Raw genomic sequence first — 13,221 nt, 5'->3', positions numbered from 1 at the left:
CGTAACCTTGTCCAGCCTCTGCCCGACTGAATTCGTCGCAGAACAGACGAGCATTATTTTGCAGATAAAAGCCAGTGGGATATTTTATGCGGTCCGTCACAAATTCTGCTAGAATGCGCCCCTTCATGGCATTGTGGTTTTTGCCATCTCTTTCGCAATAATCTCCCTGAAAACTACGCCTGTGACGGGCCGGGGCGGTTCGGAGTTGTTATGTCTTTTGATTCCCTTGGCCTGAATCCTGAAATCCTGCGCGCAGTCGCTGAACAGGGCTACGTTGAGCCAACCCCCATTCAGCAGCAGGCGATTCCTGCGGTATTACAGGGGCGCGATCTGATGGCCAGCGCCCAGACCGGCACCGGTAAAACGGCGGGCTTTACGCTGCCGCTGCTTCAGCATCTGATCCAGAAAGAACCGCATGCTAAAGGCCGCCGCCCGGTGCGCGCCCTGATTCTGACCCCAACACGTGAACTGGCGGCCCAGATTGGTGAGAACGTGCGGGATTACAGCAAATATCTCAACGTGCGTTCTCTGGTGGTTTTCGGCGGCGTCAGCATTAACCCGCAAATGATGAAGCTGCGCGGCGGCGTTGATATTCTGGTGGCGACGCCGGGTCGTCTGCTGGATCTTGAGCATCAAAATGCCGTCAATCTGGATAAGGTTGAAGTGCTGGTGCTGGATGAGGCTGACCGAATGCTGGATATGGGCTTTATCCACGATATTCGTCGCGTACTGGCGAAACTGCCGGCGAAACGCCAGAATCTGCTGTTCTCGGCAACTTTCTCCGACGACATTAAATCGCTGGCGGAGAAACTGCTGCATAACCCGCTGGAAATTGAAGTGGCTCGCCGCAACACCGCGTCCGAGCAGGTTAGTCAACGGGTGCATTTCGTCGATAAAAAGCGCAAGCGCGAGCTGCTGTCGCAGATGATAGGTGAAGGCAACTGGCAGCAGGTGCTGGTCTTTACCCGTACCAAGCACGGCGCGAACCATCTGGCGGAACAGCTTAATAAAGACGGTATTCGCAGCGCCGCTATTCACGGTAACAAGAGCCAGGGCGCGCGAACCCGCGCCCTGGCTGACTTTAAATCCGGCGGCATTCGCGTGCTGGTGGCGACCGATATCGCCGCGCGTGGCCTGGATATTGAAGAACTCCCGCACGTCGTGAACTACGAGCTGCCAAACGTTCCGGAAGATTATGTACACCGTATCGGGCGTACCGGTCGCGCTGCGGCAACCGGCGAAGCGCTGTCGCTGGTCTGCGTAGATGAACATAAACTGCTGCGGGATATCGAACGTTTGCTGAAAAAAGAGATCCCGCGCATCGCCCTTGCTGGCTATGAGCCGGACCCGTCGATCAAGGCTGAGCCGATTCAGAACGGTCGCCAGCAGCGCGGCGGCGGTCGCGGAGGTCAAGGGCGTGGTGGTCAGGGGCGCCTTCAGCAGTCCGCGCCGCGCCGGAACGATGGCGAAGCGCCGAAAGCGCGAACCCAGGATGGTAAACCGCCGCGCCGCCGCCGCCCGCGCAAACCTGGCGCTGCTGAGTAGCGATATTAGCGCATTCCTGTGGCTATCGCGGCGGTTCCGCGGTCAGCGTTACAGGTTTGATTATCCGGGCAAGGGATCTTGCCCGGAACGTTCTGTTCTTCTCGCATGTCTACGCTCGATCGTAATTCCAGTTTCCTCAGAAAGACATTCCTTCCGTTAGCGAAAAAATGGCACAATAGTGGCTGTTTATACAGTATTCGGGTTTTCTCATGGCTTTGACCACTGCGCTAAAAGCGCAAATTGCCGCCTGGTATAAGGCGCTTCAGGAACAGATTCCGGACTTTATCCCCCGTCCGCCGCAGCGGCAGATGATCGCCGATGTGGCGAAGACGCTTGCCGGGGAAGAGGGGCGGCACCTGGCGATTGAAGCGCCGACCGGCGTCGGCAAAACCTTGTCATACCTGATTCCCGGCATCGCCATTGCCCGTGAAGATCAAAAAACGCTGGTGGTCAGCACCGCCAACGTTGCGCTACAGGATCAAATCTACAGTAAAGATCTGCCGCTGCTGCGCAAAATTATCCCCGACCTGCGCTTTACCGCCGCTTTTGGCCGCGGCCGCTATGTCTGCCCGCGTAATCTGGCCGCGCTGGCCAGCAGTGAGCCGACGCAGCAGGATCTGCTCGCCTTTCTGGATGACGAACTGACCCCCAATAACCAGGCGGAACAGCAGCTGTGCGCGACCCTGAAAACCGATCTCGATAGCTATAAATGGGACGGCCTGCGCGATCATAGCGATAAAAATATTGATGATTCTTTATGGAGCCGTCTGAGCACCGATAAAGCCAGTTGCCTGAACCGTAACTGCTACTATTACCGGGAATGCCCGTTCTTCGTCGCCCGGCGGGAAATTCAGGAGGCGGAAGTGGTGGTGGCGAACCACGCGCTGGTGATGGCGGCGATGGAGAGTGAAGCGGTGCTGCCGGAGCCGAAGCATTTACTGCTGGTGCTTGATGAAGGCCATCATTTGCCGGACGTCGCCCGCGACGCGCTGGAGATGAGCGCGGAAATTACCGCGCCGTGGTATCGCCTGCAACTGGATCTGTTTACTAAGCTGGTCGCCACCTGCATGGAACAGTTTCGCCCTAAAACCACGCCGCCGCTGGCGAATCCAGAACGTCTGAACGCACATTGCGAAGAGTTGTTTGAGCATATCTCCTCCCTGAATAATATTCTTAATCTGTATATGCCTGCCGGGCAGGCGGCAGAACACCGCTTCCCGATGGGGGAACTGCCTCAGGAAGTGATGGAGATTTGCCAGCGGTTGGCCAAATTGACAGAAATGCTGCGTGGCCTGGCGGAACTGTTCCTCAACGATCTTGCGGATAAAACCGGCAGCCATGACGTGGTGCGCCTGCACCGGGTTCTGTTACAGATGAATCGCGCGTTGGGGATGCTGGAAAGCCAAAGCAAACTGTGGCGGCTGGCATCGCTGGCACACTCTTCCGGCGCGCCGGTGACCAAATGGGCCACCCGCGATCTGCGAGACGGGCAGATACATCTGTGGTTCCACTGCGTGGGGATCCGCGTCAGCGATCAGCTGGAAAAGCTGCTCTGGCGCAGCGTGCCGCATATCGTCGTGACTTCAGCCACGCTACGTTCGCTGAATAGCTTTTCTCGTCTGCAGGAGATGAGCGGGCTCAAAGAGCAGGCCGGGGACCGTTTTGTGGCGCTGGATTCGCCTTTTAACCACGTCGAACAGGGCAAAATCGTCATCCCTAAAATGCATTACGAGCCGCTTATTGAGCATGAAGAGCAGCATATTGCGGAGATGGCGGCTTATTTTCGGCAGCAGGTCGAGAGCAGAAAGCATCTCGGTATGCTGGTGCTATTTGCCAGCGGGAGAGCGATGCAACGATTTCTCGAACAGGTGACTGACCTGCGCCTGCTGCTGCTGGTTCAGGGCGATAAGCCGCGCTACCGGCTGGTCGAACTGCACCGTAAGCGTGTTGCTGCGGGGGAGCGCAGCATACTGGTTGGCCTGCAATCCTTTGCCGAAGGTCTGGATTTAAAAGGCGAGCTGTTAAGTCAGGTGCATATCCATAAAATCGCTTTTCCGCCGATAGACAGCCCGGTGGTGATAACCGAAGGCGAATGGCTTAAAAGCCTCAACCGCTATCCGTTCGACGTCCAGAGTCTCCCCAGCGCATCGTTCAATCTTATTCAGCAGGTTGGTCGCCTGATCCGTAGCCATAGCTGCTGGGGTGAAGTGGTGATTTATGACAAACGTCTGCTGAGCAAAAACTACGGTAAGCGTTTATTGAATGCATTACCTGTATTTCCGATAGAGCAGCCTGACGTCCCTGAAGTTATAGTAAAAACTAAAGCAAAACAGACGCGTCGCAAACGACGTTAACCATGCAATGTCGACGATGTGAGACGTTCAGAGGAACCTGCAATGGACTACAGCAAAATCATTAAAGAAGTCGGCCGCGGAAAAAACCATGCCCGCGACCTGGATGCGGAAACGGCCCGTGCGCTCTACTCGCGGATGCTGAACGGCGAGGTACCTGATCTTGAACTGGGCGGCATTCTTATTGCCCTGCGCATCAAGGGCGAAGGCGAAGCGGAGATGAAGGGTTTCTATGAAGCGATGCAGGCTCATACCATTAAACTGACGCCACCGGTCTCAAGGCCAATGCCGGTTGTGATCCCCAGCTACAACGGCGCGCGCAAACAGGCAAACCTGACGCCTCTGCTTGCGGTTATGCTGCACAAGCTTGGTTTTCCGGTCATTGTTCATGGTGTGAGTCACGATCCAACCCGGGTGCTGACGGAAACTATTTTCGAGCTGATGGGGATGCCAGCGACGCGTCATGCGGGTCAGGCTCAGGCGCGGTTAGATAGCCATCAGCCGGTTTATATGCCGATAAGCGCATTTTGCCCGCCGCTGGAAAAACAACTGGCGATGCGCTGGCGGATGGGGGTGCGCAACAGCGCGCACACGCTGGCCAAGCTGGCAACGCCGTTTGCGGAAGATGCGGCATTGCGTTTGTCGAGCGTTTCGCATCCGGAATACGTCGGGCGGGTGGCGCAATTTTTTGCGGAAATCGGCGGGCGGGCATTGCTGTTGCACGGTACTGAAGGCGAAGTTTACGCCAATCCGCAGCGCTGTCCACAGATTAGCCTGATTTCAGCCGCCGCGACGCGGGTTGTCAATGAGCGCCAGGATAGTGCCACAGCGCAGGCTGTTTTGCTGCCGGAATCAAAAGATCCTGAAGTGACCGCGCGCTGGATTGAGCGTTGCCTTGCGGGTAGCGAGCCGCTACCGCAGTCGCTGAAAATTCAGCTGGCCTGTTGTCTGTTAGCAACCGGAGAAGCGGTGTCGCTGGAACAGGGGCTGGAGAAGGTAGCAGAGATCGTATAGCCGTATTTAGCCGATAAAAAAAAGCCCGTCCACTGGCGTGGGCGGGCAAAACAAGGGTAATAAAGGATCTTTCGGGGTTAAAACAGTGGCATTACAGGGTCTTACTACAATGATTTCAGACGATTATTTGTAGATAACCGCGGTACCGCTAACTTTGTTATTGGTGTTAGCGGAGGTGATGCTGTAAGCGGTCGCGCCAGCGGCATCCGCTTTCGCAGCCAGTTTGGCTTCAAGTCCATCCAGCGTCGTTGCTCTTTCAGCAGAGACAACACCGATTTTGGTCATGCTTGCTGCCTGAGCCGATGTGACTGGCTGGGCGGCAAACGCGCCGAAGGAGAGTGCGGAAAGGGCGATAGCAGCGGCAGTATATTTGATGGTTTTCATAGTTAATCTCTCGCAGGTTGTTCTGTTCAGGGGACGATGTTCCGTCGATGTGATAAGTATCACGACTTTTGGCGAGAGATAAAATCGAAGGAAATTAACAGTCTTCATCGAATTTTTTGAATGAATAATAATTTATTGAATATTAATAAATTATTTTAATCCCCGAAAGCAAAACACGCGGTGGCGAAGTAAGGGCGGCGATAAGGGCACATTTTGCCACTCTGATCGCGGAAAAACGTGCTCGAAAAGATAATGGGATATGCGGTAATGAACGGTAAATATCGGTCAGCGAAGCTGGCTGTCTTTAGATCCACGGCGATTATATCCTGAAAATGTATTTTTATGTAAATCTTTATTCTGCTGGCATTGAAGACAGTATTTAACCCCGGCTACCGCTCGTCGACGCGCTTCCGGGATCGGTTTGCCACATTCTTCACAAAATTTGTTGCTTTTACCCGACGGCAGCGCATTTCTCGCCCGTGCAACCGCATCATCAACCGTGCTGTCAATTTGCTGCTGTACGGCGTCATCATTCGCCCAGCCTGATGCCATGATGGTTCACCCCGCTATTTTTGTTTTTCATCTCATTTGTGCAGGTTATATGGCAAAACCGCAGCGGCATTTTGGTCCCGATGTGGCGAGCCCTGGCCATAAGCGGAATCATCGTGACTCGCTTATTCGCAACCTGAACGCTGTTCAGTATAGAGAATATGGGGCGAAAAATGGCTCAGGCAAGGCTCAGATCTCTGACCATTCGCGGAGCAGATTATGGTACAGGTTTAAAAGGGACAGCACTTCCTCGCTTTCGCCGTGGCGGCTTTTGAGTTTCTGGATATTGCCATCCAGCTCAAACAGCATGCTGCGGCGTTTATCGTCGCGGATCATTGACTGGATCCATAAAAATGAGGCGACCCTGGCGCCCGATGTGACCGGGGTGACGCAATGCAGGCTGCTTGAGGGATAGAGCACCAGGTCTCCGGCCGGGAGCTTAACCGAGTGCTGGCCGTAGGTGTCGTTAACGACCAGTTCACCGCCTTCGTAACTATCGGGGGCGCATAAAAAGAGCGTGGCGGAAAGATCGGTACGCATCCAGCCGCCCTGAGCCTGACTGCGTACCGCGCCGTCAACGTGGAAACCGTATGTTTCACTCTGCTGGTAGCGGTTGAACAGCGGGCTGGAAATCGACTTCGGCAGCGCGGTCGCGAAAAACAGCGAGCTGCGATTCAGCGCCGCCAGCACTTTACCCTGAAGTTCATTGTACAGGCTGCTGCGGGTATCCACCTGCTGGTTGTTTTTGACCTGGGCCCCCTGATCGCCGGTGGTGACGCGTCCGTCAACCCACTCCGCCTGCTGGAGCCGGGTGGCAAAGTAGTCGACTTCCTCAGGGCTGAGAATGGCGGGAATATGGTACATCATGGTTTTGTCTCCTGAGAAAACGGGGCGTTAGCGCCCCGTTGTAGATCAGAAATGCATATTGGCGGTGAGCAGGAAGGTCCGCGGTTCGCCCGGATGATAACGATAGCCGCTTTTGTTGATAGAGGCGACATAGTCGGTATCAAACAGGTTGTAGACGTTCAGCTGCAGGTCGAGATTACGGTTAATGCGATAGCCGACTTTAGCGTCAGCCACCCAGTAGCCTTCGGTATAAGATGGCGTACCGACCGCGCCGTCTTTGCCGCGGTGCATGCTGCCGACGTAACGTGCGCCAGCGCCCACTGAGATCGCATCGGTGGCCTGATACTGGCTCCAGACGGTAAACGCGTGTTCTGGGGTATACGGCAGCGAGCTGGTGCCATCCTGGGCGGTATTCGCGCCTTCGCGGATACTGGCGTGCTGCAGCGTATATCCGCCGATAACCTGCCAGTCAGGCGTGATATTACCGGCCAGAGAAATCTCGTAACCCTGAACGCGCTTCTTACCATACTGTGACCAGGTGCCATCGTCGTTCGCTTCCACCTCGTTCTCAATATCGGTGCGGAACAGGGCGGCGCTCAGCAGCAGGCGTTTGTCCATCAGTTGCCATTTGGTGCCCACTTCGCTGGTTTTCGCTTTTTGCGGTTTAAAGTCAGGGTTGTTGGCGCTGTTGCTGCTTGCTGACAGGGTGAAGTTGCTGCCTCCCGGCGGTTGTTGGGAAACGGCGTAGTTCACGTAGATATTGCCGTTCTCGGTCAGGTGGTACAGCGCCCCGGCTTTCCAGTTCACCAGGTTACCGCTGGTGGAAGTATCGATGGTGGTGACGGGGGTATTCTTCGCCACGCCAGCCGGACAGGCGACAGCGCTGCGTCCACTGCCGCCGCATGCGGTTGCGCTGTTGTATTTAGTCTGATAGCTATCCAGACGAATTCCGCCGTTAAGCTCGAAGTCCTGAGTAATCTGCAGGGTATCGAAAGCATAGATGCCGAAGGTATCCGTCTGCCCGTTAGCGTTGGCCCCGTTGCGGTTCAGGCCGCCGACCGAGATATCGCTATTTGGATGATAAATATTGACCGCCGGGGCCGTGATCGAATTAACCCCATAGTTGGTCTGCGTTTCGCGGGTGAATTCCACCCCGGTGCTGATGTCGTGACCAACAGGTCCGGTATAGAACTTCGAGGTCAGGTTAGTCTGGTTGGTGATGATTTTGTTGCTGGTGTCTTTGGTGTTTGCCAGCCGTGACCAGGTCCAGTCGCCGACGTCGTCGGAGCTATTTGTGGAAATATTTGACGCCCCGCCCATTACCGCCGTCATCAGATAATCCTGTTTCACGCGTGACCAGCGGGTGGTGTTACGAATCGTGGTCGTGTCGTTGAAATCGTGCTCAAAACGCATGGTCACGGTGTCAGTCGTAGAATCATCGTAATCGGAATTGGTGCCGTAGAAGTTGCTGGTGGCGACCTTGCCGGAGTGATTAAGCGCTGAAGTTTTGGCATCAGGCGCGGAATAGCCCGGCAGACCGATGGTCGGAATACCGCCATCTGGCGTGTTGTGCTGAGTCACATGCAGGTAGTTAAGATAAAGGCGATTCTCGGTGCCGAGACCAAAAGCCGCCGACGGCGCTACGCCGTAACGCTCATTTTTCACCTTGTCACGGCCCGCATCATGGGTTTTCTCGCCCATCAGATTCAGGCGAACGGCGCTGGTGTCGCCAATCGCCTGGTTGATATCCAGCGTACCGCGGCGGAACCAGGCGCTGCCGATACTGGCGGAAGCGTCGATACCGGAGTCAAGGCGCGGCTGTTTGCTGATCATATTGATCGAGCCGCTCGGCGCGCTACGCCCATAGTCGGAGCCTGACGGTCCTTTAATGACCTCAACCTGCTCGGTGTTAAAGGTATCGCGACTGACGCTGGCGATATCGCGGATGCCATCGAGATAAATGCTGTTGGATGTATCTACCCCGCGCATATAGACGGCGTCGCCGGTTGTTGAGCTGCCATTTTCACCCGCAAAGAACGCACCCACACCGGGAACGTTTTTCAGCGCATCGGTGAGGTTGGTGACGCCCTGATCTTTCATCACCTGTTCGGGGACGATGGTCACAGTTCGCGTGGTGTCGGCGAGCGGGCGAGAAAACTTAGGATCGGCGGATTGAGTCGGTGCATACAACGATGGAGACTGCGCTTCGACCACCAGCGTTTCGCCGGTATTTTTCTCTGTGCTGTCTGCGGCAAGCAGATGACCCGTTGGAGAGAGGCTCAGACACAAGCCGGTGAAGATAGTCAGCGAGTTGAAGCTACTGAACGGTAAATTGTTATTTTTTTCCATATCAATAAATGACTTATCGTTTTAATTAGGCCAAAACGACCGTAGACGAAGTGAGTTTTCGTCCCGACCACTGCAGGTGATTTTTAACAATAGCAATGCTTTTGATATTGATTGTGATAATCATTATTAAACACCGCGCGATCTTTTATCACTCATTTATAAAAAAATAAATACATTTATTTACATTCACTGCATTTTTTCTACATAAACAGCAGACGACCCCGCGAGGGGAGAGAAGTGGAATGTATTGGGGTCGGTACGTGGTTGTCCCGACCTTGATGTGAAAGAGATGACCGGGCAGGGAAAGCGTTTAGCGGGTGTCGGGACGAACAAGGTCAAAACGTAAACTTTCATCAATGCCGTAATAGGCGCTGGGGCCGCCGGCACGCAGAATTGGCTGGGCTTTGGCGGTCTGGTAAATCCCTTCCTCCAGCAGCGATTCGTCAATATGGACTGCAACCACTTCGCCCAGCACCAGCCAGCTTTCAATCGACACGCCTGCTGCGGTGGTTAACTGGATGCATTGAGAAAGACGACACTCGAAGTTCACCGGGCTTTCGCCAACGCGCGGGGCGTTGATAATACGGCTGGGGGCGGGGGTCAGCCCGGCACGGACAAATTCATCCTCATCACGCGGTATGCTGGCGGACGTTTCGTTCATGGCGACCGCCAGAGGGCGAGTTGCCAGGTTCCAGACGAATTCTTTGGTCTCGATGATATTCTGCACGCTATCTTTCCAGCCGCAGCTGGCAAAACCAATGATCGGCGGCCGATAGTTAAAGCAGTTGAAAAAGCTGTAGGGCGCCAGATTACGTTGGCCGTAGCTATCAAGCGAGGCTATCCATCCGATGGGCCGGGGGCCAATGATAGCGTTAAGCGGGTCGTGCGGCAGACCATGCCCGTGCGAAGGTTGATAGAAGTACATACGCCACCTGCAACAAAAAAGTAGATATCCAGACTCACTTATTTACCGCGTCGCCGTCAACGGGTATCTTACGCGGCTGTCCAAAGGAGATTGCCATGAAAGCCCAGAAACCGGGGTTACATCCGCGTAACCGTCATCACCAACGCTACGATCTGCCCGCGCTGTGCCAGGCTTACCCTGAGCTACAGCGCTTTATCATCCTTAATCCTCTGGGAGAGCAGACCATCGACTTTGCCAGTCCGCTGGCGGTAAAGGCGCTGAATAAAGCGCTGCTGGCGCACTTTTACGCGGTGAAATACTGGGATATCCCCGACGGCTTTCTCTGCCCGCCGGTGCCGGGCAGGGCGGACTACATTCATCATCTTGCCGATCTGCTGGCGCTGGATAGCGCAGCGATCCCAGCGAATGCCAGCATTCTTGATATCGGCGTTGGCGCAAACTGCATCTACCCGTTGATTGGCGCGCACGAATACGGCTGGCGTTTTACCGGTAGCGAAGTGAATGCTGAAGCTTTCGCCAGCGCGCAGGCTATCGTTAACGGTAATCCTGGGCTGACTCGCCAGATTCGCCTGCGTCGCCAAAAAGATGAAAAAGCGATTCTGACGGGGATTATCCATAAAAACGAACGCTACGATGCAACTTTGTGTAACCCGCCATTTCATGATTCTGCTGCCAGCGCGCAGGCGGGCGGCGAGCGTAAACGCCGCAATCTGGGCCTGGGCGCAGATGGCGCGATGAACTTTGGCGGCCAGCAGCAGGAGCTGTGGTGCGAGGGGGGCGAGGTGGCCTTTATTAGCCAGATGATCCGGGAAAGCCAGCAGTTTGGCCGTCAGGTGAAGTGGTTTACTTCGCTGGTTTCCCGCGGCGATAATCTGCCGCCGCTCTACCGCACCCTGACTGAGGTCGGAGCGGTGAAGTTGGTGAAAAAAGAGATGGCGCAGGGCAATAAGCAAAGCCGCTTTATCGCCTGGAGCTTTATGGACGACGCCAGACGTCGGCGGACTTTATAACGTCGGCGCTGTGGGGGCCGGCGGCTCGTCTGGCGTGAGCGCAGGCAGTAGCTGGTAAGTTTGTACCGGTGCCCGCACGCCCGCGCGGTCGAATTGCCTTTTCACCTGGGTATCAAGGGCGAAGCGTACCGTCCACTGCTTCAGCGGCAGGGTGGTAAAGGTGACTCGCAGGGTAAAGGCATTATTGCTCAGGCCAACCAGCCCGGCGAAAGCGGGATCGCCAATGATCAGTCCGCGAATCTCTTCCTGGGCCATCACGCCCGCTACCGCCTCTTTTAATGCCTGACTGGCTTTATCCAGATCTTCCTGTCGGTCGACGTCATAGTTGGCGACCACTGAGCCAATACCGCGAACGAAATTAGCAAAGGTGGTTATCGAAGACCACGGAATAATATGATAAGCGCCAGTATCCTGGCGCACGCCGACGGAGCGAATCGACATCCGTTCCACCGTTCCGGTTAATGGCCCGATCGTCACCAGATCGCCAGTATTCATGCCGTTTTCAAACTGGATAAAAATACCGGTAATAATATCTTTGACCAGGGTTTGCGCGCCGAAAGAGATAGCGAGGCCCAGCGCACCGGCACCCGCCAGCAGCGGGGCGATATTCACGCCCACCTCGGAGAGCAGGATCATCACCGTAATGGTGCTGATCACCACTGCCAGCGCGTTGCGTAAGAGCGTCAGCAGCGTCCGGGAGCGGGCGCTGGGCAGCGGGCGGCCATGAATGTCTGATGCCAGTCGATTTTCAATCAGACTGGCGAGCAGCGTCCAGCCGATCGCCGAGAAGAACAGGATCAGCGCGATGCGAATCAGAACGTCCACTGCCTTTTGCCCGCTGTCGTTATGGAGCCATTGCCAGAAATCGAAGAGTCCCCACGCGCTAAGCAACAGCATAATCGCCACGCAGACCGTCAGAATTCGTGCGGCTTTCAGCGATGCGGATAGCCAGCCGTTAAGCCGTTTTTGCAGTTCCGGATAGTTGCGCTGGGTTTCCGGCGACAAGGTGATGGTTTTTGCAATCCAGCGCGAGAGTACGCCGGAGACCAGCGCGGCGGCGCCGATAATTGCCAGACTGCGCAGCGTCGCGCCCATCATAAATTTCAGGCTGTTGCCGGGGGCGAAGAGAGAAAAGAAAAACAGCACGATAAAATAGGCGCAGGCCAGCCAGTGCCAGACCAGGGCAAAGGCGCGGATAAAGAGACTAAAGAAGGCCAGAGAGCGGTTGGCAAGCTGGATAAGTTCCTGAGCGATCGCTTTTTTATTATGGAATATCAGGTATAGCGCCCACAGGGTAATGCACAGCATGATAATTACGTTGGCCAGCGCGCCAAACTGAACGTTGACCTGATTGGAAATAATCGGCACGGCGACGATCAGCCCGTAGCCAATCAGGCTGCTTAGTGCGCTAAGGCGCAGGTTCCAGTATTTCGCCGTCTCATCGCTGAGAGTAAACGGGCGTAGTTCCGGGACCTGTGGGCAGAAAATTACCCGCAGAAGCGTTTTGAAAAACTCAATCAGGGCAAAGGCGTTGAGAAACAAACTTTGCTGGAAGGCGATGGTAGGATTATTACCATTAAGGCGCTCGCTTATAATCTGACCAATGAACAGCGTTACCGCCAGCAGAAGCAGGTCACAGATAAAAGCGCCGGCGATGGTGGCGGGGAGCTGGAGCCAGTTACGGCGTTCGCGGTTTTTATGTCGTCCCCAGTGGCCGATTTTGCGGTATAGCGGCAGGACGGCGAGGCGCACCAGCCACCAGAAGGCAAAGACCAGTCCGGCCAGCAATAAAAAATGCCAGGCCGCGTTGGTGAAGGTTTGTGAATTGAAAGGTTTGTGCGGAGAGCCGGTGATGTTGCGCCACAACTGCGAGAAGCGTGACGAGATCTCTGCACCGTATTCGCGGCTGATGTGGGTGACGTTTTCCAGCACCGTGGTCTTATCTTCTTCCTCTGGCAGCGTTAGCGTCGGCGCGCTGACCGGAGGCGGCGTGGCGGCGGCTTTACGTAACTGGTCGATAAGCTCCTGTCGGGCGTCGGCATTTTCGAGCACGTCGGCCAGCGCGGCGTAAGCGGCTTTCTTCTGCGCGAGGTCGGGTTCGCTACTGCTGGACTGGTCAGCCGTGTTTGCCGGAACCGCTGGCTGCGTCGCGGCCGATAGCGGCAGGGTGAATAGCAGTGTGAGCAGTAACAGAATCCGCGCCACAATCCCCTCCATTGTGTCTCAAACCGTTAAGTATAGAAGACGA

10 protein-coding genes are annotated in these 13,221 nt (G+C 55.4%); 4 read left to right on the top strand and 6 right to left on the bottom strand.

Annotated elements, in window-relative coordinates; genetic code table 11:
• Positions 1-210 precede the first annotated feature (210 nt).
• The 3 genes from rhlE to ybiB all read left to right on the top strand — a co-directional run bounded on the left by rhlE (position 211) and on the right by ybiB (position 4,910).
• A complete protein-coding gene (gene rhlE, locus ABK821_RS06595) occupies positions 211-1,545 on the top strand; it encodes an ATP-dependent RNA helicase RhlE (protein ID WP_343177874.1) in 1,335 nt (444 codons plus the stop codon).
• 209 nt (positions 1,546-1,754) lie between these two features.
• On the top strand, positions 1,755-3,899 hold the full coding sequence (dinG, locus tag ABK821_RS06590) for an ATP-dependent DNA helicase DinG (protein ID WP_142501621.1): 2,145 nt from the start codon (positions 1,755-1,757) through the stop codon (positions 3,897-3,899).
• Positions 3,900-3,941: 42 nt separating this feature from the next.
• Positions 3,942-4,910, top strand: coding sequence for a DNA-binding protein YbiB (ybiB, locus tag ABK821_RS06585; protein WP_138360579.1), 969 nt, complete (start codon positions 3,942-3,944; stop codon positions 4,908-4,910).
• A gap of 123 nt (positions 4,911-5,033) precedes the next feature.
• Here ybiB and ybiJ read toward each other — a convergent pair whose 3' ends face one another.
• The 5 genes from ybiJ to ABK821_RS06560 form a co-directional block, all read right to left on the bottom strand.
• Positions 5,034-5,294, bottom strand: a complete 261-nt coding sequence (gene ybiJ / locus ABK821_RS06580) for a DUF1471 family protein YbiJ (RefSeq protein ID WP_138360578.1) — start codon at positions 5,292-5,294, stop codon at positions 5,034-5,036.
• Between the two features lie 285 nt (positions 5,295-5,579).
• On the bottom strand, positions 5,580-5,846 hold the full coding sequence (locus ABK821_RS06575) for a DksA/TraR family C4-type zinc finger protein (RefSeq protein ID WP_343177871.1): 267 nt from the start codon (positions 5,844-5,846) through the stop codon (positions 5,580-5,582).
• A gap of 186 nt (positions 5,847-6,032) precedes the next feature.
• Positions 6,033-6,710 carry a PKHD-type hydroxylase YbiX gene (ybiX, locus tag ABK821_RS06570; protein WP_395033890.1) on the bottom strand — a complete coding sequence of 226 codons (678 nt, stop codon included), beginning with the start codon at positions 6,708-6,710 and terminating at the stop codon, positions 6,033-6,035.
• Between the two features lie 45 nt (positions 6,711-6,755).
• Positions 6,756-9,038: a catecholate siderophore receptor Fiu gene (locus tag ABK821_RS06565; protein WP_142501619.1), complete on the bottom strand. Its 2,283-nt coding sequence runs from the start codon at positions 9,036-9,038 to the stop codon at positions 6,756-6,758.
• 310 nt (positions 9,039-9,348) lie between these two features.
• Positions 9,349-9,963: a flavin reductase family protein gene (locus tag ABK821_RS06560; protein ID WP_395033889.1), complete on the bottom strand. Its 615-nt coding sequence runs from the start codon at positions 9,961-9,963 to the stop codon at positions 9,349-9,351.
• A gap of 95 nt (positions 9,964-10,058) precedes the next feature.
• Between ABK821_RS06560 and rlmF the strand changes: the two genes are divergently transcribed.
• The gene (gene rlmF, locus ABK821_RS06555) at positions 10,059-10,973 is read left to right on the top strand and encodes a 23S rRNA (adenine(1618)-N(6))-methyltransferase RlmF (protein ID WP_395033888.1); all 915 of its coding nucleotides are present in this window, start codon (positions 10,059-10,061) and stop codon (positions 10,971-10,973) included.
• Here rlmF and ybiO read toward each other — a convergent pair.
• The gene (ybiO, locus tag ABK821_RS06550; RefSeq protein ID WP_395033887.1) at positions 10,968-13,190 is read right to left on the bottom strand and encodes a mechanosensitive channel protein; all 2,223 of its coding nucleotides are present in this window, start codon (positions 13,188-13,190) and stop codon (positions 10,968-10,970) included. The two genes, rlmF and ybiO, sit on opposite strands and share 6 nt — an antisense overlap.
• Positions 13,191-13,221 lie beyond the last annotated feature (31 nt).

The organism is Klebsiella sp. KE9456, from assembly GCF_043832615.1.
GTDB lineage: Bacteria > Pseudomonadota > Gammaproteobacteria > Enterobacterales > Enterobacteriaceae > Klebsiella > Klebsiella indica.
The sequence above is the reverse complement of the archived record's forward strand: the minus strand, read 5'-3'. Positions and strand labels throughout refer to the sequence as shown.